The organism is Mycobacterium sp. MMS18-G62, from assembly GCF_053877835.1.
The window spans coordinates 4,088,244-4,113,237 of record NZ_CM132662.1 but is presented as its reverse complement, the minus strand read 5'-3'; the positions used below and the strand labels follow the sequence as shown (position 1 = coordinate 4,113,237).

The window sequence follows — 24,994 nt, the reverse complement described above, 5'->3', positions numbered from 1 at the left end:
CGTTAGCTCCTCATGCTCATTGGCGATTCGCTTGGCCGTCGTTGTTGCGAGACGCCGTGATGACACGGTCCCATTCGCGATAGCGCCGATGGTCCAGCCTACGGCGAACGAGAAATACCAAGCCCGCCGACGCCGCGGCCGCGCCGAGCCACATTGTGAGGGCAATACCGACCGCGTCGGTGTCTGCCCGACTCTGCGAAGGCGGCGCAGGGACACTCTTGCCTGCGTCGTCGACCCAAATCACCTGTTGGTCTCCACGTTTCGAATAGGCGGGCCATGTGACGGTTCCGACGTGATCGCGCCCCGCGACGCTCCAGGAGGCGTTGGCGGTGAACCACATGGTGTCGGACTCGACGTCAAGGGAAAGTACCGCCTCCTCGACAGCGGTCGCCGTCACTTGATGTCTGGTCTGCGCCTGCTCGGCGTACAGCCGTGTGCGGGCGTCGTGTACGGACGTGCCGAAGGTCGCGGCGACGGGCATGGCGACGACGGTAACCAATACGGCCAAGCTCAGCACCAGGACCTCAATCCGGTCACTGCCGCGCACCAACGGATTGCGACCCAGCACCCGAAACCACCAGAGGCGTCCCAAGCCAATCGTGAAGGTTTGCATGACGTCCCTCCGATGTCATGGCGCTGTCGATACGTCGATCTTGGCTGCCACACGCCCCGATATTCCAGGGCCGAATGGCCCTGGTCGCCCGGTCAGATGACCTTCAGCGTCACGCAGGAGGACCAATGACCCGGCAATACAGACGAGATAGTGGATATGGTCACTACGTGGTGAACGTATCGACCGCGGAACTCCTTGACGGGTCGGTAGTTTCGCTTCGGTCGTTGACACCGCGCGACGCAAGCAAGGTAGTCAGCCTCTATGAATCGCTCACGGACGAGGAACGCTACTTTCGATTCTTCACAATGCGCCCGGCGCACTTGCGGGAGCGGGCGCGATCGATCACCGACGGCGAGGATGAGCAGTATTCGCTTGGCGCATTCAGCTCCGGCAAGCTGCTCGGCGTCGCCAATTATGTTGTGAGCCAGGATCCGAGATACGCCGAAGTGGCGGTCGTGGTCGCACACGCCGAGCACCTTCGCGGAGTCGGCACTGCGTTGCTACACAGGCTCGGAGTGATCGCGCGGGAAAACGGAGTGCGCCATCTCGTTGCCGAGGTGCTGGCAGAGAACCACCTCATGCTTCAGGTGCTTGCGGATTCCGAGTGGCCGTGCACGCGGCACCTTGACGGTTCGGTGCTACATGTCGTTATCGACCTGGAGGCCGCTAGTTGAACGGTGAACCATCCAGGTGCGCAACGACTTCCGCCAATTCGCGACGCGGCGTTGACGGCAGCGGATCAGCGTTGACGGGTGCCCAACCGATCCGCAGTAGCATCTGCGGGTAGGCGTCGGCACCGAAGACGTCGGCCTGTACCGCGGCACGCGTTTCAGGGATCTCCAACGGCTCGGTGATGGGGCAGCTGGCCAGGCCGAGCGCGGTTGCCGTCAGCAAGACCAGGCTGGTGGCCTCACCGGCGCGTAGGCGCGCCAGTAGATCGTCGTCGGCGGTACCGAGGGCCACTACCGCGGCGTTGTCCTGCGCTGCCTGCGTATTCACCGGTTGGGTGAGCACAGGACCGGCAAATGCACGCGCAGGTATCGGCGCATCTGCGTCAGAATGCGGGGTGCTGTGCGCCGGAACACCGGCCGTCGACGCGTATCGCCCACTCCACTCGGCTAATTCAGCGAGGTAGTCGTAATCCTCGGCATGCCGGTAAGCCGCTTGGGCCACAAGCTCCTTGAGATTGTCCAACGCATCGACACGGCGCAGCATGACGCCGGCTCGCGCGGCGCGGGCGCCCATCAACGCGATATCACCTTGAGGCACGGGCCATGCGCTGTAGTTCCGCCGATCTGTGCGGCGTCGCGGAATCGCGGCCGCCAAAGTGACGTCCACGTCGGATGCCGGATACCGATAGAGCTCGATGGCCGCGATGTGTTGCGGGTCGGCGGGATTGGGGAACCGGTGGATCTTCGACTGCCAACCCAGTGCCGCGAACGCCACGGCGCAGTGGTGCAGTGCCGCACCGCAGCTCAGCATCAGATCGCGACCGTCGGGGTCGATGTGGGTCAGATGCAGGTCGGGGTCGGAGTACATGTGAAGGCTGTGTTCGCCGACTCGCCACTGCCATGGCTGAGAGTTGTGCACGGACGGAGCACGTCCGGCCAGCGCCAGGGCTGACCGGACGGTCTCGGCGTCGGGAAATTGTGCGCTCATCTGTGTCACCTCTGAAGAACTACTTGTGGTTGTCTCCACAGTGACGGCAAAGACCTATGTCGGAGCAGAGCACAAAGACCCTGTTGTTGATGACTTGGTTACTTCGCGTTTGGGCAGGCGACGTCGACGTAGACCGTGGTCAGCGCCGGATCGTCGACTGATCTGCTGGGGTCGTTGACCGACGTAATGTGGCATTCCCGCAACGGAACGTTGGGATGACCTTCGAGCCAGTTGATCGAGACCGTGAAGCCCTGGGCTTGCAGTTGGTCGATGGCCTCGCTGGCCGGCCCCGCTCCCGGCGTTGGCAGATCCGTACTGGCCGCCGCGATCGGTGCGGTGGCAATAGCCATGGCGGCCCCGGCAACGATTAGCCAGGCGATCACATCCGTAGATTTCGTGGTCATGTTCTGCTCCCTGGGTATTAGAAGCGGGCCGACTTGTTGGCCCGCGGACTGAACTGACGTGTCAGGCGCGACCGTGAGCGTTACAGACCGTCGGCGCCGGGCGACGGACGAGGAAGCCGGCGTGGGCGCTATGTGAGACTGTTTCCACGAGGTGACTGGAGGGATGTGTATGTCGGGCTGGAGGACGGGAATCCGCTTCGCCGCTCTGAAGACAGCCGGAGCGGCTTCGATTTTGGGCTTGGTGCTGGTGGTGGGTACGGGCTCCGCGTTGGCGGATCCGGCTCCCGGCGATCCAGGGGTTGTCGCGGGCCCCGATGCAGGGCAGGACCCGACACCGTTCACTGGCACCGCGCCGTTCGGGCCGCCGAGGTTCGTGCCTGCCAACGGCTCGACGGTGGGTGTGGCCCAGCCGATCATCATCAATTTCCCGGGGCTCGTCGAAGACTCCGGTGCAGCCGAAAGCGCCGTCCACGTTTCTTCGGTCCCGCCGGTTCCCGGCAAGTTCTACTGGATGACGCCCACGCAGTTGCGCTGGCGGCCGCTGAACTTCTGGCCCGCGCACACCGCGGTGACCGTCGATGCGGGTGGCACAGTGTTCAGCTTCCAAACGGGCGACAGCCTGGTGGCCACGGCCGACGACGCCACCCACCAACTGACCGTCACCCGCAACGGGGCCGTGGAGAAGACCATTCCGATGTCGATGGGGATGTCAGCCGGCGGCCACCAAACGCCAAACGGCACTTACTACGTCCAAGAGAAGATGCCCTCGGTGGTGATGGATTCGTCGACGTATGGCGTTCCGGTCAATTCGACGTACGGATACAAGACGACGGTCGAGCTAGCCGTCCGATTCGATGACAGCGGCGACTTCGTACACAGCGCTCCATGGTCAGTGGATGACCAGGGCAAGCGCGACGTTAGCCATGGCTGCATCAACATCAGCCCCGCCAACGCGAAATGGTTCTTTGACAACTTCGGCGCCGGTGATCCCATCGTCGTGAAGAACTCCAGCGGCGGCACGTACTCCAGGCACGACGGCTCAAACGACTGGCAGATCTAGCTCCCGGTGGTGTCGTCCGCACGCTTGTGCCCGGGCACTACCGCGAAAGCCGTTGGGGAACTGATCACTTCCCCGTCGCATTGGTAGTGCGGCTTTTAGGTTGGAGTACTCCGTGGGTGCCGACCCGGTCCGGTGCGGAAGCGGGTTTGTTGTTGCTTCCATGATGTGTGACCGATGTGGTAGGCGGCGCGATCGTGGCGTGCGTCGTCGGCTCGGTTGAGGTAGTCGGTGTGACACGGGTGGTCGTCGACGGTGTAGGTGCGAGCGTGACCGAAGTCGTTGGGGCAGTGGTGGTTTGCTCGGTGACTTGCGGGAGCGCCTGCACGGTGGCGACCGGTGCTTCCGGCGTGGTCGTCGCACTCAACGTCGGTAACGCCGACAATGAGGTGGTGGGTGACGCCGCGACCGATGTCGGTGTGGGCGCCGGCACTGTGGTGTTGAGCACCTGGGGACTGACCGTGGTGTCACCCTGCTGCAGCCCAACGCCCCACACCAGCGCCCCGCCCAGCAGCGCCAGACCCAGCGCCCCAACGACCCACCCGCGGGTGCGATGCCCCCGGTCGCCGTGCGAACGTTTGGCCCTGTGGGCATGCGTCCGCGCACCCGGCCCGGTCGTGTCGGCATGTGGCGCGCCGAACCTGGTCCAGCCGGCTCCGCCGCCGACGTAGTCCTGATCATCAGCACTGCCCAGCACCGCACTTGCTCCATGCGACGAACCCCCCGATGACGAGTGCCCAGATCCGGAGTGATGCCCGCCAGGTGACTCGTTCCCATCGTCGCCGTCGTCCTCGCGCGGAGCGCCGTATTGTGAGAAGCCAAAGCCGCTTTCACCGGTGTCGACGTCACCGAGCCCGCCGGTGGTTTTCTCGCCGCCCAAAAGGGAACCCGTAGGCGCACCCGCACCCGCGTGTGCATGGCCTGACTGCGGTCCGTGGCTGCCGTGGCTGGGACTCTCGTCATCGTCGGGGTCACCATCACCGTCAGGATTACCTCCAGGGTCCGGGCCGTCGCCCGGGTCGGGACCGTCGCCCGGGTCGGGACCGGTGCCGGGGTCATTTCCGGAGCCCGGGTCGTTTCCGGAGCCCGGGTCGTTTCCGGAGCCGGGGTCGTTTCCGCTGCCTGGGTCGTTTCCGTTGCCCGGGTCAGGACCGTTGCCCGGGTCAGGACCCGTGCTGGTGCCGTCGGGAGCGGTGGTGGTGCCATCGGGAGCGGTGATGGTGCCGTCGGGGTTGAGGATGGTGCCGTCGGGCAGGAGGATTGTGCCGTTGTTGAAGTGCATGGTGCCGTCGGGGTCGACGGTGATGCCCTGGTCGGGGAAGTGTTGGGTGCCGTCTTGGTCGATGATGACGCCCTGAGGCGTGGTCACGGTGCCATCGGTATTGAGGGTGCTGCCGTCGGGGCTGGTGACCGAGCCGTCGGGATTGATGATGGTGCCGTCAGGCTGGAGGACTGCACCGCTGCTGAAATGCATGGTGCCGTCGGGGTCGACGGTGATGCCCTGGTCGGGGAAATGTTGGGTGCCGTCTTGATCGATGATCACGCCCTCAGGCGTCGTCACGGTGCCATCGGTATTGAGGGTGCTGCCATCGGGTGTGGTGACCGAACCGTCGGGATTGATGATGGTGCCGTCAGGCTGGAGGACTGCACCGCTGCTGAAATGCATGGTGCCGTCGGGGTCGACGGTGATGCCCTGGTCGGGGAAATGTTGGGTGCCGTCTTGATCGATGATCACGCCCTGAGGCGTGGTCACGGTGCCGTCGGCATTGAGGGTGTAGCCATCGGGTGTGGTGACCGAGCCATCGGAGCTGATGGTGTTGCCGGCGGTGTCGGTGGAGCTGCCGTCGGAGCGATGGATGGTGCCGTCTAGATCCTGAGCCGCGTCGGCACCCCGTAAGGCGGTGTCTCCCACGATGTTTCTCCGTTTCGTTAAGCCGTGGTTGTGAATGGCTGGCGGTGATGCGTCGTCATCGCCTCACAACAAATGGCACAACAGGCGGCTTGGAAGTTTCTTGGGAACTTCTTGCGCTGAGACCACCGGTGGCTGGGGGCATGGAGAGGAGTGCACGATGAGCTCGGGCGACAATGGAAGGGAATGCTTACCGCACAACAGGTTCGCAAGATCACTGGTGTACCGGTCTCACCCCTTCACGACAGGGGCAAGCGAGTACGCGAGATCGAACGAGTGCTGAGGCGCTGCGAACGCCACCCGTCCGCGCTTTTGTCGCGCGCTCAGCGCCCGCAGCGCGAGCATGACGTCGGCGGGCATCGGCAGGGTGCGCCGGAGCGTCTCGCGCGTCGGCTGCGACTCCCAGCCGGCGGCGCACCGATGTTGGGATCGGTAGCAACACCTGCGTGGCTCAATTGACGCGGGGACAAATACGGTAAATACCCGCGTGCTCGATGTTCGGCCGGGCGAATGGCTGTTGCAGACGGCTGCCGGTACGACAGTGGGCCAATTGGTCATCCAACTCGGCGCCCACCGGGGCTTCAAGACCCTCAACGTCGTGCGCCGTCGCTCCGCTGTGGAGGACATCCTCGCACTGGGCGTCACCGCGGTGATCTGCACCGAGGATGAGGACCTGCGCGAACGAGTGGCCGACATAGCCGGCCACGACGGCGTGTACAAGGCGATCGACTGCGTCAGCGGCCAGGTGGGCGCCGACGTGTCGCGTGCGCTGGCACCGCACGGCGAGCTAATCGCCTACGGTGCGCTGTCCACACACCGCCAAACCGACCCCGACAAACTGACCATCCCCGTCTTTGCACGCTCACTGATCTACGACACCAAGACCGTTCGGGGGTTCTGGCTGTTGCGCTGGTTCACCGAGACACCGAGGGATCGGATGGCCGCAACGATCCAGCGGACACTTCAGCTCGCCGAGAGCGGCGCGCTGCGCGTGCCAGATGGTCAGCCGATCCCTCTCGAAGACTTCAGTGAGGCCGTCTATTTGGCCGAGGCACCCGAACATGTGGGCAAGCCGCTGCTGACGTTCGACCCGTAACCGATACCTGGCTAATTTATGACACTGCGAGCGCCTTGATCGCCTTCTCGGAATCACTGCCCGGCTCGGGATGGTAGATGAACACCTGGATGTCGGAGTCCGGGATGCTCAGCCTCGTGCGGCGAAGGTAAAGGTCCCCCACGATCGGATGTCGCATGTGGAGGATGCCCGTGCGATATCCGACGTCTGCGCGTGCCCATAGTTCGCGGAATCGGTCGCTGACTGCCAAGAGTTCGTCGATCAAGGCGCGTAGGCGAGGATCATCCAGATCGCCGGCCGCCGATTCGCGTAGCCCACTGACCGCGACTTCGGTTGCCTCGTCCCAGTCGACGAAGAAGTCGCGCGCAGCCGGTGCGAGTAACCGCCACCTCAAGAAGTTCTCGCCGGGGGCAAAGCCTGGTGACAAAGCGCGGGCAATTGCGTTCGCCGCCAAGACATCCTGATACCGATTCGCGACGATCGTCGGAAGTGATATCTGGTTGATCAGCTGATCCAGACCGTCGGCCGCCACATCTGCAACAGTCCGTCGGTGATGCGTCGCCCGCAAGCCAGCAAGCCCGTGAAGATGCTCTGTAGCCGTGACATCGAGTCGCAGTGCGCGGGCCAGTGCCTCGAGCACTTGCGACGACGGGTGCTCGTCACGACCTTGCTCGAGCCGAAGGTAGTAGTCGACGCTAATACCCGCGAGCATCGCCAACTCCTCGCGCCGCAATCCGGGGACGCGCCTGCGGGGTCCCGAGTTCAACCCGACATCCTCGGGGCGGATTTGTTCTCGACGCGCACGCAGAAAGTCACCCAGCGCGCCGGCCGTCGCCGACATTGCCCGATCTTAAGCCTGTCCCTCGCGGTACCAGGATCGATAGGGGTTGCCCGCCGAGGTTCAAACAGGAATTCGCGTTGGCGCCGATGCGCTTCTCGGGGACGAAAGATCAAACTCCATCAGCCAAGGAGGACACGATGTCCACGATTCACTTCCACCAATCGACCCGCTCCACACCGGAGCAATTCATCGCCGGGCTCACCGATTTCGGACCAGGCCGTTCCGAGCTCTTTCCGAACAGCGCTGATAACGACCTCATCGTGCACCACAAGGGCGTCCGGACGGCCGATGTCACCGAAGGCTCGGGAGGTATCTGGGAACGCCTGCACTACGACTGGTCCGATCCCAACCACGTCACGCTGACGACCACCGACTCCAACACCTGGGGAGGCGCGTCGGGCTACGTCTACACCCTCAGCCCGCATCCCGACGGCACCACAAATGTGGACGTCGTCATCGTCCGCGAGGGCAAAAACCTCAAAGGACGCGTCCTGGCGGCCGTCCTTGGCACCATCGGCAGGGGCGTCTTACGGAAGGCGTTCGTCCATAGCGTCACGGCCATCGAGACGCGCAGCGACACCGAAATTCGGCGATAACCGCTTCCTCCACAGCGGCCTGACCTTCGAATCGAGAGGAATTGATATGCGCGCCATCCAGATGGAACAGTTCGGCGACCCCGCGCAGGTGCTACGCGTCGTCGACATCGAGGAGCCGCCGCCACCGGGCCCACACGAAGTGCTTGTGAGCGTTGAGTTTTCACCGCTGAACAAACACGACCTACTGGTTGTCAGCGGCATGCTGGCACGACCACCCCTGCCCCACATACCAGGCGCAGAAGGAGTCGCGCGCGTGCTTGCCACCGGCGCCGAGGTCGATGGACTGCAGGTCGGCGATCTGGTCGTGCTGCCCCTGTACGCCGGTGCGTGGCGTGAGCGGCTCGTCATCCCCGCGGACGGCCTGTTCGCACTCCCCGCCGACGGCGATCTCGAGCAGTACGCGATGCTGGGCAGCAACCCACCGACAGCAGGGTTGATGCTCAGTGAATGCACCGCCCTGCAGCCGGGTGACTACGTGGTTCAAAACGCCGCGAACTCCGGTGTGGGACGGTCATTGATTGCGCTAGCCAAACTCCGTGGACTGAAAACGATCAACCTGGCCCGTGACGACTCAACGTTCGCCGAGCTCACAGCAGCCGGGGCCGACGTGGTCCACGTTGACGACCCCGATGCGGTCCGCGACGTTCGCGCATCGATCGGCGACGCGCGAGTCGCGCTGGCAGTGGACGCCGTCGGTGGTCCGGGGGTGGGGCGGCTGCTCGAATTGCTCTCCGACGGCGGTCAGTTGGTCAGCTACTCCTGGGCCAGGGACGAACCCATGTGGGTCGACACCGCGACACTGGTCGGCAAGCACGCCTCCGTTCGCGGATTCTTTGTCGGCGACTTCGACTACCGCGACAAGGTGGTGCCCGTCATTCGCGAGGCGGCACCGCTGGTGGCAGACGGCTCCCTGTTGGTCCCCGTGGCGGGTGTATACCCCTTGGAGCACATCCAGGACGCGGTGCAACATCTCCTCCGGGGCGGCAAGATCCTGCTGAAAGCGGCAGGGGAACGAGCGTGCAAAGCGGGCGGCTGAACAGCGTGAGCTAGCACATTGCGGCAGAAGAAGTTTTCAGTGGCTGTCGCATGGGCGGCGTGTTGAGCTGAAGATGGCGTATATACGACCAGCGGCTGGCGGTCTGGACAGGAGTGCAATATGAGCTTGACTGACGATGGAAGGGAAATGCTTACCGCACAACAGGTTCGCGAGATCACCGGCGTGCCGGTTTCGACCCTCCACGACTGGGCAGCCAAGCGCGAGCTCGGGATCGATGCTCCTGGGCCGCATCATCTTCGACTCAGCGGGCGACATCGTCGGTGGGCTCTAAAGGATGTCAAGTCATGGCTGGCATCCACGCGTGTGTGAGCCCAGGTTTGGCCCATACGCTCGCTAACATCGCGACCCGATTTCTTGTCGGTGCGCCATGAAACACTCTGTCGCACAGAGTTGTTGACGGAGAATGCCGATGGCTATCAATCGCCGCGAAACCAACCTTGGTCCTCGTTTTGACGTCGAATGGCGGCTGCGAATCGAACCGCGATTCGGCGGCTGGTCGGTCGGCAAGATCGACCACCAGTCGATTCAGAAATGGGTCAACGAGATGGCCCAATCCGGGCTCAGCCTGCGAACACTCCGGTGGAACCATTCGGTGTTGAAGATGTGCCTCGACCACGCCGCCGACGAAGGTCAGCTTCTCGGCCGAAATCCCGCCGCTCGCACAAAGTTTCCACCGCTGCGCCCGACCGCACACCACGTACCTGACCACCGCCGAAGTCGCCTCGCTCACCCTCGTTTGTGGCGGCCAAGGCGATGTCGTCACCCTGCTCGCCTATACCGGCATGCGATTCGGTGAACTGACTGGCCTCAATGTGGAGGACGTCGACCTCAAAGCCCGCCGGATCCGCGTGCGCAGGTCGATCACCCAAGTGGGCGGCAAGCTCGTCGAGGGCAACCCCAAATCGTCCGCAGGCCGCCGCTCGATCCCCATCCCCGAACGCGTCATTCCCATCCTCAGGACCCGGCTCGCGGGACGTCGGCCGGGCGAGCCGGCGATCACTTCACCGCTGGGCTCTCGGCTCGGGCTGGAGAACTGGAAGCGGTCGGTCAAGTGGCGCCAAGCCATCGTCGAGATCGGCCCCCCGACATTGCGGGTGCACGATCTTCGACACACCTACGCGTCCTTGGCACGCCGGGCGGGCGCCGACCTGCGGCTGCCACAGAAGACGATGGGCCACGCCTCGATCACGGTGACCGCGCACATCTACGCCGATCTCTGCGACGACGAACTCGACGATGTGGCTTCCGCCTTGGACGCACTGGACGACCAGCGGGCCGACGGGCTCTGAAAAGTTTGGCCCTATTTTGGCCCTATAGACCGACTCAAATGGTGTCAGCGAATGCGATTCTGGCCTGAAAATTGGGGCATCTACCTGCGGCTTTGTGTTGTGGTCCCGACTGGGATCGAACCAGTGACCTTCCGCGTGTGAGGCGGACGCTCTCCCCCTGAGCTACGAGACCGGGGAGCTCGACCCAACGGGTCGAACGACGTAGAAGGCTAGCACGCACAGGCCAGTTGACCCGAATCTGTTCCGCGGCGACCGGCCCGATGACCAGTCGGAACTTCGCAATTTCCGTGGGCCGGCCCCACGTTGCGCGGTTATGGTCGCGCGGTGGCTCACCATCTCGAACGTGTGCTTGCGGCGATTGCCGTTATGGCCCTTGCCGCCGGTTGCGGCGCTGGCGAGACGGTCGCCCAGTCCTCAAGTCCCATACCGGTTTCCAACCAGCCGAGGACGACGAAGGCGCGGCCGGACACGATGACCGGCCCCAGCGCAGCCGACCGTGAGGTGTTTGAGCTGACGGGCTTCGTCGCGCCGTCAGGCAATGTCAGCTGCATGATCGACGCGGAATGGGCGCGTTGCGACATCATTGACCGCGACTGGTCGCCGCCGCCCAGGCCCGCAGACTGCGAGTTCGACTACGGGCAAGGGATCTCGCTCGCTCCGGGTGAGCACGCTGAATTCGTCTGCGCCGGCGATACGGCGTTCGGCGCAGATGAGGTGCTGCCGTACGGCGATTCGATCACGGCTGGGGTGCTGCGGTGCGAGAGCGCCGAGTCTGGCATCACGTGCCGGGATACGAAGACGGGCCACGGGTTCGCGATTTCGCGGGAGGCGTATCGCCTGTTCTGACGTCGCCGAGAGCGGCCGTCGTCGAGATTTGTGCGGCTACACTTTGGTGGACTATCGTCGTCCTTCGCGACGGGCGACGTGTCGTTCGTGGCGCGCGGATGTAGCGCAGTTGGTAGCGCATCACCTTGCCAAGGTGAGGGTCGCGGGTTCGAATCCCGTCATCCGCTCGAAGGTGCAGTGGCATCAACCCCAGCGGTGGAGTGGCCGAGTGGTGAGGCAACGGCCTGCAAAGCCGTGCACACGGGTTCGATTCCCGTCTCCACCTCCAGTTGGAACCCCCGGCGCGATTAGCTCAGCGGGAGAGCGCTTCCCTGACACGGAAGAGGTCACTGGTTCAATCCCAGTATCGCGCACCACAGTTCTCGTAGTTGACCAAGCAACGACCCTGGGTCGATCACTGCGCCTGCCCCCTCTTGAGTTCGCCAGACCTCCCCGCCGCCGTACGTTTTGGGACTTTCGGCCCTAAGCCCGGTGCCCAACGCCTCCCGAGCAAGCGCCCGGCAAATTCATAACCTCGGTGTCAACAAATGCTTGGAGGCAGCAATGAGAGCACCGCAGGGTTCCATAGCCCGCCTCAACCTGGCGGAAGGACGCTACTCATGAGCCCCGATATGGCTATGCGCTTGGTACTGCTCGTCGTCATCGCATCACTCATCATCATCAGCATCGCGATGAACGACGACAGCTATGGCCGTAAGCACGCAACGCCGAAACACCGGACGGCCCACGCCGGAAGCGCCGAGCACGACTGACTCCCACACGCTTTCGCTGGCGGTTCTGCAGAACCTCGCTGCAATATGCCGGTAGCTTTCGATGAATGCGACTAACCGGAGCGTTCCTCGCCAATAAAGCCGAAATCGTCAGTGACATGCTCAACGTCGAGGGTGGCTTCTGGACGAGCACCACAGTCGCTAAAGGATCCGTCGGCATCCGCTGCAACTGCGTCGTGCTGTGCGATACCCAGCCCGACGACATCGGCCAGCAGTTCGGCCTACGCATCGATGCGGCTGGGCCGACCGGACAGGTGTGGACACCGGCTCACGGAATGAACTTCGACCTCTCCACCCCGATGAAGTTCATCGTCGCGACGCAGATAGCGCTGCCGATCGAGCCCGCCGGCGGCCGGCATGTCTACAGCTTTCGCATCGAGGGCCGACATGAACGGGTTGATATCCCGCTGGACGTTTTCGTCCGGTGACCACCACGACGAGACGACACCCGTTAGGCTTCGCTTCCATAGGCCAACCGGGTATCACGACCTAGGGGTGGGACATGATTCGCGAAATCTTTGCCAGCGCTGCGATAGCGGGAGTTGCCATCTGCATGGCGCCCACTGCCGTCGCCGACGACGGCAACCTGTATTTCGACCGGCCTGGGCACTACGACACCGACGTTCCGGGCATGAATTACGACGCCCACCTCGCCGGGCCCTGCGACAACATGGACTTCTTCACGTTCGGGCGCGGCCCCGGCGGTGAAGCCCTGCAGTGCCGGTGGATCGAGAACCAGTGGCCACCGGTGACTACCGGGTTCTGGGTCACGACCTACGAGTTGTACGGCGTGCAGGACATCGGCGCGCCCTGCCCGAAGCCTCAATCGGCGGCCCAATCACCTGACGGCCGTCCCCTGCTCTGCCTCGGCGAGCAGGGCTGGCAGCCCGGCTTCTTCACCCGCGACGGCTTCTTCCAGGGATAACCCCGCGCCCTACGCCCCGCGCAGAGTCTTACTGGGCGGATTGCCGAACGTCTCCCGGTAGATGACGCTGAACCGCCCGGCGTGGCTGAACCCCCACTTGCCCGCGATATCCATCACGGTGTCGTGGGCGGGGTCAGCCGCCTGCAGGTCGCGGTGAGCGTGGGCGAGGCGCACGCGTCGCAAGTACTCCAGCGGCGTCGTGTTGAGGTGGCGACGAAACGCGTACTGGACCGAGCGCGGCGTGACGTTGAGCGCCGACGCGATGTCGGTCAGCCCGATGTCGCGGTGGGCGTTGTCGTGTATGAAGCCGATTGCCTCGCGCAACAACTTCGGTTGCGCGGTGGTCGCTTCGACGAGCTTCAGCATTAGCCAGCGATATACCCCGCCGGCAAAATCCGAAACCGGCTCCGGCACACTTTTCGCCTGACACGATTTTGGCCATGCCCGAACGCATCGAAGTCCAGCGCACCATCGCCGCGCCCGCGGCCGACATCTTCGCGGTTCTCTGCGATCCCCAAGGCCACGTCGCGATTGACGCCTCCGGCATGCTCCAGGACGCCGAGGGAGATCCAGTACGGGCCGTCGACGACAGCTTCGTCGTGCACATGGACCGCGAGGCACTGGGCGACTACCCAATGGGCAAATACGACGTCACGGTCACCATCCGCGAATTCGAGAAGGACCGGCTGATCGCCTGGACGATCCTCGGCCGGATCCGTCCGCAGATCGGCCACATCTACGGCTACCGGCTCGAATCGGCGGCCGAGGGCACCCTGGTCACCTCGTTCTACGACTGGTCCGACATCGACCCGCAGTGGCGTGAGGCCAACATCTTCCCGGTCGTGCCCGAAAGCGCGCTGCGCGCGACCCTGGGCATCCTCGACCGCACCGTGCGGCGCGGATACCCCCGCGGCTAGCGTCAACCAAAGGTTGACGAACCAAAGTCGTCAACCTAGAGTTGACGGCATGACCGAGTCCGCCAAGATCACCAATCCCGTTCGTCTCGATGACCTGATCAGCGCCATCAAGAAGGTGCACGACGAACCGCTGGACCAGTTGACCGACGCGGTGATCGCGGCCGACGCCCTCGGGGACATCGCCGACCACCTGATCGGACATTTCGTCGACCAGGCCCGCAAGTCCGGGGCGTCGTGGACCGAGATCGGCAAGTGCATGGGTGTCACCAAACAGGCCGCGCAGAAGCGGTTCGTGCCCAAGCCCGATGCCGCGTTCGACCCGCAGGCCGGCTTCGCCCGCTTCACCCCACGCGCACGCAACGTCGTCGTCGAAGCACAGAACAAGGCCCACGCCGCCGGCAACAACGAAATCCAGCCGGCCCACCTGCTGCTCGGCTTGTTCACCGATCCCGGCGGTCTCGCCGCCAAACTGCTTGCCGCGCAAGGCATCGACGCTGATGCCGTCACCAAGGCAGTGACCCTGCCGGCGCGCGTCGACGAGATGCCGGTGTTGATCCCGTTCAACGGTCAAGCCAAGAAGGTGCTGGAGTTGACGTTCCGCCAGGCACTGCGGCTGGGCCACAACTACGTCGGCACCGAGCACATCCTGCTTGCGTTGTACGAAGCCGAGGACGACGACGGCACGCTGCACCGGCTCGGCGTCGACAAGGAGCGCTTCGAGCGCGAGCTGGTCGCCGCGCTCGAGTCCTACAAAGCCTGATCTCACATCCACAGCGGCCGCGGCGTCTTCAGAATGTGAAGGTGCGCCCGTTCGAAGAGGTGGTGGCCCAGCACGGCGCGACCGTGCTGCGAGTCTGCCGAGCCGTCGTCGGGCCCGTCGACGCGGACGACGCCTGGTCGGAGACGTTTTTGTCCGCCTTGCGCGCCTATCCCGACCTACCCGCCGACGCCAACGTCGAGGCCTGGCTCGTCACGATCGCGCACCGCCGCGCCATCGACGTCGGCCGCGCCACCTCACGCCGGCCGATACCCACCGACACGCTGCCCGAGCGCCCCGCCGCCCATGCCGACCCCGCCGCCCGCGACCCCGACCTCTGGTCCGCGCTGCAGCGGCTGCCCACCAAACAACGTCAGGCGCTGGCCTATCACTACATCGCCGGCCTGCCGTTCGCCGAAATCGCCGAGCTGCTCGACAACTCCCCCGACGCCGCGCGTCGCGCCGCCGCCGACGGACTCAAGACTCTCCGCAAGCACTACCGTGAGGACGAAACAGCATGACTACCAATCTCTTTGACGAACTCGACGCCGACGACGGCGCACTGGCCCGGCTGCACCAACGGCTGGAGCGCGATGCCGACACTGACGGCATTCTCGACGTCGCCTATCGCACGCTCGACACTCCCGTCGGCTCGCTGCTGCTCGCTGCCAGCACCGTCGGCCTGGTCCGGGTGGCCTACGAGATCGAAGGCCACGACGCCGTGCTGGCCCACATCGCCGATGCCGTGAGTCCACGAATCCTGCGCGCACCCGCCCGGCTCGACGACGTGGCTCGCCAGATCGACGAGTATTTCGCCAAGCGCCGCACCATCTTTGAGGTCCCCGTCGACCTGCGGCTCGCCGAGGGCTTCCGCCGCAGCGTCATCGAGCACCTGCGCGCCATCGGCTACGGACGACGTGAGAGCTATGCGACCGTGGCCGCCGCGATCGGCAACCCGAAAGCCGTGCGGGCGGTCGGAACGGCCTGCGCCCACAATCCGCTGCCGGTGGTGATCCCCTGTCATCGGGTCGTGCGCTCGGACGGCTCGACGGGTCAATACGTCGGCGGCCCGCTGGCCAAGTCGACGCTGCTGGATCTCGAGGCGGCCTGATACGGGAATGAATCCGCGGCCGCGGCGGTAGAACAAGGACATGAAACTCAACGACGCGGCGCGTGAACTCATTGGTGAAGGTACCGACGCAACGCTGGTCACCATCAACCCCGACGGCAGCCCTCAGGCGACCGTTGTGTGGATGGCGTTGGAGTCCACCCCCGACGGCGACGAGCTCGTCGCCGCACATCTCGCCGAATACCAGAAGACCCGCAACATCCGCCGTGACCCCCGCGTGGCAGTCACCATCCTGTCCACCAGGCACCCGCTCCAGCAGACGCCCTACCTGACCATCACCGGTACCGCCCGCATCGAGGAGGGCGGCGCCCCCGCGCTGCTCAAGAAGCTGGCCAAGGCGATGCTGGGCAGCGACGAGCATTTCCCGCCGCCGAACGCCCCCGAAGGACTGCTGACCCGCGTCCGGATCGAGAAGGTCGGCGGGTTCGGTCCAGGGACGCCCTGACGGCCAACCCGCTGTAACACGTTTCAGTTTGTGCCATCATTCGGTGATGCGCCGCTGCTTTGTGTTGCTCATCGCCGTGCTCGCGGCCGTCGCGGGCTTCATCGCCCCGCCCGCATCGGCCGAGGGCTCCCCGATCGGCAATCTGGGTGAGACGCTGCGCGTCGAGTACAAGGGGATCGTCGCCGACGTCACGGTGCACGACGTCATTCCCACCGATCCCCCGCCGGGCTATCACCCGACCGGCTCACCGCGGTGGATCAACGAAGGCGGTCCGTGGAAAGCCCTGATCACCATCCACACCATCCAGGCACCGACCCCGTATGCGATGGCCCTGGCGTTTTCGTTCAACGGAGTGACGCCGTACGCCGACGCGTACGCACCCAAGAACACCGACGCACCCGACGCACTGCAGAACGCGCTGGTGAACGCCCCGCCGGGGGCGACGGTCAACGGCGCCGTCTACTGGCAGGTCTATCGCGCCCTCGTGACGAACGTCGTGCTGCTGGACCCGAAGTCCGGAGAGCACCTGGCCCAGTGGAACATCTGGCAGCCGGGAGCACCGCTACCGTAAAGCCGTGACCGTTGACGTCACCACGGCCGTCGAGGCGGATCTGCCCGAACTCGCTGACGTCGCCGCACGCACCTTTCCGCTCGCCTGTCCCCCGTCGGTGACGCGGGAGAACATCGCCGCGTTCATCGACGAGAACCTGTCGGAGTCGCGCTTCCGCGAATATATGGCCGACGCCGACCGCGTGGTGCTGGCGGCGCGCGAACACGCACGAATCGTGGGCTACCTCATGCTGATTCGCGGGGTTCCCGACGACGACGACGTTCAACACGCGGTCACGCTGCGCCCGGCCGTCGAGCTGTCGAAGATGTACGTGCTGCCCGACAGTCACGGCGCCGGCGTCTCCGCCGCGCTGATGACCGCCGCGCTGCAGCGCGCCACCGAGATGGATGCCAAGTGCGTCTGGCTGGGCGTCAACCAGCGAAACGAACGGGCGCAACGCTTTTACGCCAAACACGGCTTTACCATCAACGGCACCAAGACTTTTCGGCTCGGCGCAGGCATCGAGAACGACTACGTGATGGTGCGCCCGCTTTGAGGCGGGGCGCCGAGCGCGCAGTCTGGTACGCGCGGCGCCCCATTTTGTGTACAAGGCTGCACGCTCGCCGGCGATTTAGCGCTGACCCGCCGCGGTCAAAGCCAGCAGGCGCGACGTTGCACGCAGGTACTTCTTTCGGAAGCCGCCGGCCAGCATCTCGTCGGAAAAGATGGTGTCCAGCTTCGCGCCCGAGGCCACTACCGGGATGCCGGCGTCATAAAGCCGGTCGGTCAACGACACGAGCCGCAGCGCGACGTTCTGGTCGTCGATCGGACGCACGCCGGTGATGAACACCGCCGTCACGCCCTCGATCAACGTCAGATAGCGCGACGGATGCATCGTCGCCAGATGACGACACAGCGCGTCGAAGTCGTCGAGCGTTGCACCCGGCACCTCGGCGGCGCGAGCGGCGACCTCCTCATCGCTGGGCGGTACCGGCGCCGGCGGCAGATCGCGATGCCGATAGTCAGGACCCTCGATGCGCACGGTGGTGAAAATCGAAGCGAGCGTGTGGATTTCACGCAGAAAATCCTGCGCCGCGAAGCGGCCCTCCCCCAGCTGCTCCGGAAGCGTGTTCGACGTCGCCGCCACCGACACCCCACGCTCCACCAATTGCGACAACAGCCGGGAAATCAGCGTGGTGTTGCCGGGGTCGTCGAGCTCGAACTCGTCGATGCACACGACCACGTAGTCGGCGAGCAGTTCGATGCATTCGACGAAGCCGAAGACCCCGGCCAATTGCGTCAGCTCGCCGAATGTCGCGAAGGCCGCGGGCGCGGCACCGGCCGCACAAACCGAGTAGTACGACGACGCCAGCAAGTGCGTCTTGCCGACACCGAACCCCCCGTCGAGGTACAGCCCCACGCCCGGCAACACCGCACGCCTGCCGAACACCTTCTTCTTCCCGGCCCGCCGCGCCACGGCCTGCTCGCAGAACTGCCGGCACGACTGCACGGCCGCCGCCTGCGACGGCTCGGCCGGATCCGGCCTGTATGTGTCGAAGCTGACGTCGGAAAATGTCGGCGGCGGTATCAGCTGGGCGATGAGTCGCTCGGGCGTGACGCTGGGATGCCGATCGACCAGATGCGCCACACCGCCGGACCCGTGCATGGCTGCACCATAGTGGCGTGCTGGAATTCTGCGTATGCCCCAGGACGGTGCCGGGATCGAGCTCACACTGCTAGGACCGGTCGACGACGTCGATGACGCCCGGCTGACCGACTTCTACGCCTACCCCGACGACCTGCAGTCCTGCTGGGTGCGCGGCAACATGATCACCAGCCTCGACGGCGGGGCCACCGATGACGGGAAGGCCGGCGGGCTGGCCGGGGCGGGCGACCGCGCCGTGTTCTCGTTGATGCGCCATGCCGCCGACGTCATCCTGGTCGGCGCCTCCACCGTGCGCATCGAGAACTACTCCGGCGCCCAGCTTCCCGTCTCTGCTCGCCAGGCCCGCCAGCGCCGCGGACAGGCCGAGGTGCCGCCGATCGCCGTCATCACCCGGTCGGGAAACATCGATCCGAATGCCCTGCTGTTCACCCGCACCGAGGTACCGCCGCTGATCCTGACCACCAGCCGGTTCCAAGACGACGCGCGCCGACGGCTCGGCTCTGTGGCCGAGGTCATCGACGCGTCGGCTTCGGAACCCGACTCCGTCGACTCCGCGACCGTCCTGAAAATCCTGGCCGACCGCGGTCTTTACCGTGTGCTCACCGAGGGCGGCCCGTTGTTCCTCGGCACGCTGATCGAAGACGGCCTTCTCGACGAGCTGTGCCTGACCATCGCGCCGATCCTGGTCGGCGGCGGCTCCAAACGCATCGTGACGGGAATGGGCAACGTGCACACCACGATGCGGCGCACCCACTTGCTGACCGACGACGACGGCTACCTGTACAGCCGCTACGTCAAAGCCGGGTAGAAAACAATCGGTACCGTGGTCGGCATGCGTCGGCGTCGTCAGCTCGCAAAGGCCCTGAGCCTGGCAACTGTATTGGCGCTCGCCACTGCCTGCACGCCAGGCCTGGCCGCCAACCCGCGCTACGCCACCGACTCGGGCGCCGGCCCACAGGGACAGCCGCAGACCACCAAGGCGCCGTCCGGCCCGCCGCCGATCGAGGCGCCGAAGCAAGACCTGTCCTGGCGCGATTGCACATCGCGAGTGTTCAGCGACGCGGCCGTCCAGCCGCTCCCCGGCGTCAAGCTCGACTGTGCCAGCTACGACGCCGACCTCGACCCCATCAGCGGTGCGACCGGAACCGTGAGCATCGGCGTGGTGCGCGCCAAGGGACCGCAGACCCCGGAGGACGCCGGGCCGCTCGTGATGACCACGGGATCGGACCTGCCGTCGTCGACACAGCTGCCGGTGTGGCTCTCCCGCGCGGGCGCCGACGTGCTCAAGACCCACCCGATCGTGGCGGTCGACCGACGCGGCACAGGCATGTCGGGCGCGCTGGACTGCCGCGACCTCTATGACCGCCAGCGGATGCTCGACCAGGCGCAGTTCCAGTCCGGCGACGACCCCGTCGCCAACTTGGGCGCAATCGCGCAGACGGCCACGACCAGCTGCACCGACACCATCGCACCCGGCGACTCGGCGTACGACAACGCGCATGCGGCCGAGGACATCGAACGGCTGCGCAGCACCTGGGACGTGCCGACCTTGGCGCTGCTGGGCATCGGCAACGGCGCGCAGATCGCGCTGGCCTACGCCGGATCGCACCCCAACAAGGTGGCGCGGCTGATGCTCGACTCGCCGCTGCCGCTGGGCATCGCCGCCGAGGCAGCGATGGAGCAGCGCGTCAAGGGTGAGCAGACGTCGCTGGACGCCTGGGCCGCACAGTGCGCGGCCGCCAACTGCCCGCTGGCGCCCGACCCGAAGGCGGCGATCGACTCGCTGCTGGCCGCCGCGCGAGACGGCCGCGGCCCGGCCGGCGCTTCGGTCGCAGCGGTCGCCGACGCGATCGCCACCACGCTGGCCTACCCGCGCGGTGACCGCAACGACCTCGCCACCGCCGTCGCCGCGGCCAGATCCGGCAATGCCAACGAGATGACCAACCTGATCACCGCCGCGGAGAACCTGCGCCAGACCGACGGCCAATTCGTCAACGGCTGCAGCGATTCACTGAACCGGCCGACTCCGGACCGGGTCCGCGAGCTGGTGGTCGCGTGGGACAAGCTCTACCCGCAGTTCGGCGCCGTCGGCGCGCTCAGTCTGGTCAAATGCCTGAGCTGGCCGAGCGGATCGGCGCCGCAGGACCCCAAGAACCTGAAGATCCCCGTCCTGCTGCTGGGTGTGCAGAACGATCCGATCGTCGGCAACGAGGGCGTCGCCGCCGTCGCCGCGACGGTGATCAACGCGGGCACCTCAAGTAAGCGGGTGATGTGGCAGGGCATCGGGCACGGCGCCAGCATCTACTCCGCTTGCGCGCTGCCGCCGATCATCGGCTACCTGGACAGCGGCAACGTGCCTGCCACCGACACGTACTGCCCGGCCTGACGCCAGCGCCTCGCGCGCTCGGTGTACGGTGCGCTGGTGGCGGCACCAGACTCCATTCGTACCGGCCTGCTCAACTTGTTCGCACCCCGCACAGCGCCTCCTAGCTTGGCAATGGTGCTGCGGTCGATTCTGTGGCCGTTGGCGATTTTGTTCATCATTCATCGCAGCTATGTCTTGGCCACCAACGGCTACATCACCGATGACTACGGGCCCGTGTACCGCGCCGTCATCAATTTGAAAATGGGCTGGGACATCTACAACGAGCACTTCGACCACGTAGACCCGCACTATCTGTACCCGCCCGGCGGCACGCTGCTGATGGCGCCGTTCGGGTACCTGCCCGTCGACGCGTCGAGGTATTGGTTCATCACGTTCAACACGATTGCGATCGTGATCGCCGCCTACCTGCTGGTGCGACTGTTCAACTACGGCTTCAGTTCGGTGGCTTTGCCCGCTCTGCTCGTCGCGATGTTCTCCACCGAAAGCGTCATCAACACACTGGTTTTCGGCAACATCAACGGCTGCATCCTGCTGCTGGAGGTGTTGTTCTTCCGCTGGCTGCTCGACGGCAAGGTCAGCCACCAGTGGTGGGCCGGGGTCGCGATCGGGCTCTCGCTGGTGGTCAAGCCGCTACTGGGGCCACTGCTGCTACTGCCGCTGCTGAATCGGCAGTGGCGAGCTTTGGTTACGGCATTCGCCGTACCGCTGGTGTTCAATCTGGTGGCAGTACTCAGCCCCGTGGCGAGGTTCCGGGTGAAGGATCCGATGAACTTCGTCACCGGCACGCTGCCGTACATCTTCACGATCCGCGACTACTTCAACAGTTCGATTCAGGGCAACGGCGTCTACTACGGCCTGCCGATGTGGTTGATTCTGTTGCTGCGCATTGCCTTTGCGGCGTTGGCGATCGCCAGCCTGTGGTTGTTGTACCGCTATTACCGTACCCGCGACCCGTTGTTCTGGATGGCGACATCGTCCGGCGTGCTGTTGATCGCGTCGTATCTGGTGCTGTCGCTGGGCCAGGGCTACTACTCGATGATGTTGTTCCCGTTCTTGATGACGGTGGTGCTTCGCAACTCGGTGATCCGCAATTGGCCGGCGTGGCTGGCGATCTACGGGTTCATGAGTGCGGACCGGTGGCTGCTCGGACACTGGCCGACGACGGGCCGCTTCCTGGAGTACATGAAGTTCACCTACGGCTGGTGCCTGATGCTCGTGGTCGTGTTCTGCGTGCTCTATTTCCGCTACCTGGATGCCAAGGCCGACGGACGGCTCGACGATGGCATCGACCCGTTGTGGATGAAAGACGCGGAGCAAAAGGACGTCGCTCCGGCGTGAGCACTGCCGATGGACTGGGCAGGACGGCGGCGCGACGCTAGCGTGGACGTATGACGACTCCAGCCCCCAAGCTGCAACTCACCGACGACGAGTGGCGCAAGAAGCTGACCCCCGAGGAGTTCGCGGTACTGCGCCAGGCCGGCACCGAGCGGCCGTTCACCGGCGAATACACCGACACCAAGACGGAAGGTGTCTACGAATGTCGCGCCTGCGGCGCCGAGCTGTTCCGTAGCAGCGAGAAGTTCGAATCCCATTGCGGCTGGCCGTCGTTCTTCGATCCGGCCGACTCGGACGCGGTGATCCTGCGGACCGACGACTCGCTGGGCATGCACCGCGTCGAGGTGCTGTGCGCCAACTGCCACAGCCACCTCGGACACGTCTTCGAGGGTGAGGGCTACCCGACGCCGACTGATCAGCGGTACTGCATCAACTCAATCTCGCTGCGGCTGGTGCCCTCGTAGCCGACGACAGCATCTCGAACATCTCGTCAGCGGTGATCGGCGGACTGTAGTAGTACCCCTGCGCGACGTCGCAGCCGTACTCACGCAACCTCGCGATCGTCACCGCATCCTCAACGCCCTCGGCGACGGTCATCACGCCCAAGACATGCGCAAGATCGATGACCGCGTGGACGATCGCGGCGGCACGCCAGTCGACGAGAACCGGCGCGATGAACTGGCGATCGAGCTTGACTTCGTCTATGGGCAGGTCGTGCAGATAGCTCAATGCCGAGTAGCCACTGCCGAAATCGTCGATCGCGACCCGAATTCCGTGATGCCGCAACCGTTCAAGCACCCGTCGGGTCCTGTCCATGTTGTCGGCCAGCACGTCTTCGGTCATCTCCAGCGTCAGCGCATCCGTGCTCAAGTTGCGGCGGCCGAGCGCACTCAGGATCTGCTTCGGCAAGTCGAGATCGCCCAGCGACGGGGCGAAGACGTTGACAGCGATCGGCACACCTACAGCTCGCGAATTCCATTGGGCCGCATCATCAACGGCCCGGGCTAGCACGAATTCGGTGACGGAGCGCATCAGGCCGTGCTCACGAACCAGGGGCAGGAAGTGGTCGGGGCTCAGAAGACCTCGTTCCGGATGTGGCCACCGAACCAGTGCTTCGACGCCGACGATTCGCTCGTCGCGCAGATCGAACTTCGGTTGGTAAACCAAGCTCAAGCCACCGTTGTCAATGGCGTGGCGCAGCTGGCCCAGCAGCCGCACCGCCGTCGCCGCGCCGTTACCGTACGTCCGCCTGGCCACATCGATTTCGTTCGGATCGACGAGATACATGTCCGGGCTGAAGCTGTGCACCCCGCTGGCCCGCGAGCGTTTCGCCGAATACATCGCGACGTCAGCCTGTTTCATCAGCCCGTCAGCCGACACGTCGCGGTCGTCGGAGGGCACCACAGCGAGTCCGATGCTGGGCCGCACCAAAATGTCGTGCCCGTCGATGAAGAACGGTTCGTCGAAGGCCTGCACCACCCGCTGCGCGACCCGGCGCGAATGGTCGGCCGGGCCCTCCATCAAGACGGCGAACTCGTCGCCGCCCAACCGCGCGACGGTGTCACCCGTCCGCACACAACCGAGAATCCGCTCCGCCGCCTGCACCAGCAGCGAGTCTCCAGCGGGATGCCCAAGGCTGTCGTTGACCAGTTTGAAATCGTCGAGATCCATGGACAGCACCGCCACCGACTGCTTGTCCCGCTGATGCAATTGCATCGCGTGCGTCAAACGGTCGCGGAACAGCGCGCGGTTCGCAAGGCCGGTAAGCGGATCGCGTAAAGCCTGATCGGCCGTCATCGCCAATAGCCGCCGGTTTTCCGAAACGGCGATGAACTGCCGCGCCAGCACAACCGATATCAGCAAGACCGACGACACGATGATGGGAGCGAATCCCGGCCTGCGGAGGATGGCGCTTGTGCACGCCGCCGTCGCCAACACGACCGGTAGGTAGGGCAACCACACCGACACCTGTGCCGGGACCGTCCGGGTTTGCACCCCGGTCGGTGCTGCCCCTCGGCTGATCAAGGCGGCTATTCCGAAGGCCAACAACGCCGCGGCTCGGCCGATGTCAACGAAAACGCCTCTGTCGAAGAGGCTGTGGGCCGTCAGATAGACAAATGCACCGCCCGTCAACGCATTTACGATGATTCCTGCGGTCAGCAGTATCAACGTCGCGCGTTGGTCCGTTCGGGCGCGAGCCAACACAAGTAGCGCCACGGTGATGATGCAGATGCCGGTTACGAGATATGCCACCGACACCCACAGCGCGGACCGGCCACCTGCTTGCGACTCGTAGACATCGTGCAGCACTGCAACCCAAGCCACTTCGAACAGAGCAATGGCGACGATCAGGCCGTCGAACAGGATGCGGATCCGAGAGTGACCCGAGAATCCGCCGGGAAACAGCACCAGCGCCACGCAGGCTGTGATCTTGAAGACGAGAAAGGGAACGTCCGCCGCGGACGGAAAAGGCCTGTGTTCCATCCCGGCAAACACGTGGTAGGAAGCCGAGATTGCCGCGCCGACGGCGTAACCCGCGAGCCCTACGGTGAGCCAGATCCACGCGCGGCGCCGGCGCCCACTTTCCGACCGCGCGGCCAATCCCGCGCATACGGCCGAGAACACCGTAACGGCGACCATGCCAACGGAGTCCGCGGTCTGGACAGTCCATTGGCCGCCCCAGCCGCCGACGAGCCACGCGGACCACGCGACGGCTGCAGTCGTGGCGAGACCCATCGCCAACGAGAACTTCGGCACCGGTCAGAGGC

General features: G+C 65.0%; 31 protein-coding genes and 4 tRNA genes. 25 read left to right on the top strand and 10 right to left on the bottom strand.

The window, feature by feature from the left end; all coding sequences use genetic code 11:
• Positions 1–16: 16 nt before the first annotated feature.
• On the bottom strand, positions 17–613 hold the full coding sequence (locus tag ACWW36_RS20575; RefSeq protein ID WP_456137818.1) for an Rv1733c family protein: 597 nt from the start codon (positions 611–613) through the stop codon (positions 17–19).
• A gap of 167 nt (positions 614–780) precedes the next feature.
• On the opposite strand from ACWW36_RS20575, the gene ACWW36_RS20570 reads away from it, so the two are divergent.
• Positions 781–1,287 carry an N-acetyltransferase family protein gene (locus ACWW36_RS20570; protein ID WP_456137817.1) on the top strand — a complete coding sequence of 169 codons (507 nt, stop codon included), beginning with the start codon at positions 781–783 and terminating at the stop codon, positions 1,285–1,287.
• On the opposite strand, the gene ACWW36_RS20565 is transcribed toward ACWW36_RS20570, so the two are convergent.
• Complete coding sequence (locus tag ACWW36_RS20565) at positions 1,280–2,272, bottom strand: Acg family FMN-binding oxidoreductase (protein WP_456137816.1); 993 nt, start codon at positions 2,270–2,272, stop codon at positions 1,280–1,282. The two genes, ACWW36_RS20570 and ACWW36_RS20565, sit on opposite strands and share 8 nt — an antisense overlap.
• 98 nt (positions 2,273–2,370) lie before the next feature.
• Complete coding sequence (locus ACWW36_RS20560) at positions 2,371–2,676, bottom strand: hypothetical protein (RefSeq protein ID WP_456137815.1); 306 nt, start codon at positions 2,674–2,676, stop codon at positions 2,371–2,373.
• A 169-nt stretch (positions 2,677–2,845) separates the two neighbouring features.
• Here ACWW36_RS20560 and ACWW36_RS20555 point away from each other — a divergent pair, with 169 nt between their 5' ends.
• Positions 2,846–3,736 carry a L,D-transpeptidase gene (locus tag ACWW36_RS20555; protein WP_456137814.1) on the top strand — a complete coding sequence of 297 codons (891 nt, stop codon included), beginning with the start codon at positions 2,846–2,848 and terminating at the stop codon, positions 3,734–3,736.
• Positions 3,737–3,800: 64 nt separating this feature from the next.
• Here ACWW36_RS20555 and ACWW36_RS20550 read toward each other — a convergent pair whose 3' ends face one another.
• Entirely contained in the window at positions 3,801–5,645 is a 1,845-nt protein-coding gene (locus ACWW36_RS20550) for a hypothetical protein (RefSeq protein ID WP_456137813.1), read from the bottom strand.
• Between the two features lie 228 nt (positions 5,646–5,873).
• Positions 5,874–6,002: a hypothetical protein gene (locus ACWW36_RS20545; RefSeq protein WP_456137812.1), complete on the bottom strand. Its 129-nt coding sequence runs from the start codon at positions 6,000–6,002 to the stop codon at positions 5,874–5,876.
• Between the two features lie 127 nt (positions 6,003–6,129).
• Between ACWW36_RS20545 and ACWW36_RS20540 the strand changes: the two genes are divergently transcribed.
• Positions 6,130–6,738 (top strand): zinc-binding dehydrogenase, encoded by a 609-nt coding sequence (locus ACWW36_RS20540; protein ID WP_456137811.1) that lies wholly within the window; start codon positions 6,130–6,132, stop codon positions 6,736–6,738.
• A gap of 16 nt (positions 6,739–6,754) precedes the next feature.
• On the opposite strand, the gene ACWW36_RS20535 is transcribed toward ACWW36_RS20540, so the two are convergent.
• Complete coding sequence (locus ACWW36_RS20535) at positions 6,755–7,558, bottom strand: helix-turn-helix domain-containing protein (RefSeq protein WP_456137810.1); 804 nt, start codon at positions 7,556–7,558, stop codon at positions 6,755–6,757.
• A 137-nt stretch (positions 7,559–7,695) separates the two neighbouring features.
• On the opposite strand from ACWW36_RS20535, the gene ACWW36_RS20530 reads away from it, so the two are divergent.
• The 4 genes from ACWW36_RS20530 to ACWW36_RS20515 all read left to right on the top strand — a co-directional run bounded on the left by ACWW36_RS20530 (position 7,696) and on the right by ACWW36_RS20515 (position 10,500).
• On the top strand, positions 7,696–8,154 hold the full coding sequence (locus ACWW36_RS20530; RefSeq protein ID WP_456137809.1) for a hypothetical protein: 459 nt from the start codon (positions 7,696–7,698) through the stop codon (positions 8,152–8,154).
• A 46-nt stretch (positions 8,155–8,200) separates the two neighbouring features.
• Entirely contained in the window at positions 8,201–9,190 is a 990-nt protein-coding gene (locus ACWW36_RS20525; protein ID WP_456137808.1) for a zinc-dependent alcohol dehydrogenase family protein, read from the top strand.
• 120 nt (positions 9,191–9,310) lie between these two features.
• Entirely contained in the window at positions 9,311–9,520 is a 210-nt protein-coding gene (locus ACWW36_RS20520; protein ID WP_456137807.1) for a helix-turn-helix transcriptional regulator, read from the top strand.
• Positions 9,521–9,993: 473 nt separating this feature from the next.
• On the top strand, positions 9,994–10,500 hold the full coding sequence (locus tag ACWW36_RS20515; protein ID WP_456137806.1) for a site-specific integrase: 507 nt from the start codon (positions 9,994–9,996) through the stop codon (positions 10,498–10,500).
• A gap of 100 nt (positions 10,501–10,600) precedes the next feature.
• On the opposite strand, the gene ACWW36_RS20510 is transcribed toward ACWW36_RS20515, so the two are convergent.
• A tRNA-Val gene (locus ACWW36_RS20510) sits at positions 10,601–10,672 on the bottom strand.
• A 152-nt stretch (positions 10,673–10,824) separates the two neighbouring features.
• Between ACWW36_RS20510 and ACWW36_RS20505 the strand changes: the two genes are divergently transcribed.
• The 7 genes from ACWW36_RS20505 (at position 10,825) to ACWW36_RS20475 (ending at position 13,041) form a co-directional block, all read left to right on the top strand.
• Positions 10,825–11,346 (top strand): DUF6636 domain-containing protein, encoded by a 522-nt coding sequence (locus ACWW36_RS20505; RefSeq protein ID WP_456137805.1) that lies wholly within the window; start codon positions 10,825–10,827, stop codon positions 11,344–11,346.
• 94 nt (positions 11,347–11,440) lie between these two features.
• Positions 11,441–11,513, top strand: a tRNA-Gly gene (locus ACWW36_RS20500).
• A 27-nt stretch (positions 11,514–11,540) separates the two neighbouring features.
• Positions 11,541–11,614 (top strand) — tRNA-Cys (locus tag ACWW36_RS20495).
• Between the two features lie 13 nt (positions 11,615–11,627).
• A tRNA-Val gene (locus ACWW36_RS20490) sits at positions 11,628–11,702 on the top strand.
• Between the two features lie 243 nt (positions 11,703–11,945).
• The gene (locus ACWW36_RS20485) at positions 11,946–12,098 is read left to right on the top strand and encodes a hypothetical protein (protein ID WP_456137804.1); all 153 of its coding nucleotides are present in this window, start codon (positions 11,946–11,948) and stop codon (positions 12,096–12,098) included.
• Positions 12,099–12,163: 65 nt separating this feature from the next.
• Positions 12,164–12,544: a hypothetical protein gene (locus tag ACWW36_RS20480; protein WP_456137803.1), complete on the top strand. Its 381-nt coding sequence runs from the start codon at positions 12,164–12,166 to the stop codon at positions 12,542–12,544.
• Between the two features lie 74 nt (positions 12,545–12,618).
• Entirely contained in the window at positions 12,619–13,041 is a 423-nt protein-coding gene (locus ACWW36_RS20475) for a hypothetical protein (RefSeq protein WP_456137802.1), read from the top strand.
• 9 nt (positions 13,042–13,050) lie between these two features.
• On the opposite strand, the gene ACWW36_RS20470 is transcribed toward ACWW36_RS20475, so the two are convergent.
• A complete protein-coding gene (locus tag ACWW36_RS20470) occupies positions 13,051–13,407 on the bottom strand; it encodes a helix-turn-helix transcriptional regulator (protein ID WP_456137801.1) in 357 nt (118 codons plus the stop codon).
• A gap of 74 nt (positions 13,408–13,481) precedes the next feature.
• On the opposite strand from ACWW36_RS20470, the gene ACWW36_RS20465 reads away from it, so the two are divergent.
• Genes ACWW36_RS20465 through ACWW36_RS20435 form a run of 7 tightly spaced genes read left to right on the top strand, consistent with a single transcriptional unit; the run spans position 13,482 to position 17,395 of the window.
• On the top strand, positions 13,482–13,958 hold the full coding sequence (locus tag ACWW36_RS20465; RefSeq protein ID WP_456137800.1) for an SRPBCC family protein: 477 nt from the start codon (positions 13,482–13,484) through the stop codon (positions 13,956–13,958).
• A gap of 49 nt (positions 13,959–14,007) precedes the next feature.
• Positions 14,008–14,718, top strand: a complete 711-nt coding sequence (locus ACWW36_RS20460; protein ID WP_456137799.1) for a Clp protease N-terminal domain-containing protein — start codon at positions 14,008–14,010, stop codon at positions 14,716–14,718.
• Between the two features lie 35 nt (positions 14,719–14,753).
• A complete protein-coding gene (locus ACWW36_RS20455) occupies positions 14,754–15,236 on the top strand; it encodes an RNA polymerase sigma factor (RefSeq protein ID WP_456137798.1) in 483 nt (160 codons plus the stop codon).
• Positions 15,233–15,826 (top strand): methylated-DNA--[protein]-cysteine S-methyltransferase, encoded by a 594-nt coding sequence (locus tag ACWW36_RS20450; RefSeq protein WP_456137797.1) that lies wholly within the window; start codon positions 15,233–15,235, stop codon positions 15,824–15,826. Before ACWW36_RS20455 ends, ACWW36_RS20450 begins: the two co-directional genes overlap by 4 nt.
• Positions 15,827–15,866: 40 nt before the next feature.
• Positions 15,867–16,289 (top strand): PPOX class F420-dependent oxidoreductase, encoded by a 423-nt coding sequence (locus ACWW36_RS20445; protein ID WP_456137796.1) that lies wholly within the window; start codon positions 15,867–15,869, stop codon positions 16,287–16,289.
• A 46-nt stretch (positions 16,290–16,335) separates the two neighbouring features.
• A complete protein-coding gene (locus ACWW36_RS20440; RefSeq protein WP_456137795.1) occupies positions 16,336–16,860 on the top strand; it encodes a hypothetical protein in 525 nt (174 codons plus the stop codon).
• 4 nt (positions 16,861–16,864) lie between these two features.
• Positions 16,865–17,395 carry an N-acetyltransferase family protein gene (locus ACWW36_RS20435; RefSeq protein ID WP_456137794.1) on the top strand — a complete coding sequence of 177 codons (531 nt, stop codon included), beginning with the start codon at positions 16,865–16,867 and terminating at the stop codon, positions 17,393–17,395.
• 75 nt (positions 17,396–17,470) lie between these two features.
• Here the strand turns inward: ACWW36_RS20435 and zapE are convergent, their stop codons facing one another.
• Positions 17,471–18,505, bottom strand: coding sequence for a cell division protein ZapE (zapE, locus tag ACWW36_RS20430; RefSeq protein WP_456137793.1), 1,035 nt, complete (start codon positions 18,503–18,505; stop codon positions 17,471–17,473).
• A gap of 34 nt (positions 18,506–18,539) precedes the next feature.
• Here zapE and ACWW36_RS20425 point away from each other — a divergent pair, with 34 nt between their 5' ends.
• From ACWW36_RS20425 to msrB, 4 genes are read left to right on the top strand one after another with little or no spacing between them, the layout of a single operon-like run.
• Entirely contained in the window at positions 18,540–19,313 is a 774-nt protein-coding gene (locus tag ACWW36_RS20425; RefSeq protein WP_456137792.1) for a pyrimidine reductase family protein, read from the top strand.
• Positions 19,314–19,337: 24 nt separating this feature from the next.
• Entirely contained in the window at positions 19,338–20,891 is a 1,554-nt protein-coding gene (locus tag ACWW36_RS20420; RefSeq protein ID WP_456137791.1) for an alpha/beta fold hydrolase, read from the top strand.
• Positions 20,892–20,912: 21 nt separating this feature from the next.
• Entirely contained in the window at positions 20,913–22,229 is a 1,317-nt protein-coding gene (gene aftC / locus ACWW36_RS20415) for an arabinofuranan 3-O-arabinosyltransferase (RefSeq protein WP_456137790.1), read from the top strand.
• Between the two features lie 50 nt (positions 22,230–22,279).
• Positions 22,280–22,690 (top strand): peptide-methionine (R)-S-oxide reductase MsrB, encoded by a 411-nt coding sequence (msrB, locus tag ACWW36_RS20410; protein ID WP_456137789.1) that lies wholly within the window; start codon positions 22,280–22,282, stop codon positions 22,688–22,690.
• Here the strand turns inward: msrB and ACWW36_RS20405 are convergent.
• Positions 22,656–24,983, bottom strand: a complete 2,328-nt coding sequence (locus ACWW36_RS20405; protein ID WP_456137788.1) for a putative bifunctional diguanylate cyclase/phosphodiesterase — start codon at positions 24,981–24,983, stop codon at positions 22,656–22,658. The two genes, msrB and ACWW36_RS20405, sit on opposite strands and share 35 nt — an antisense overlap.
• Positions 24,984–24,994 lie beyond the last annotated feature (11 nt).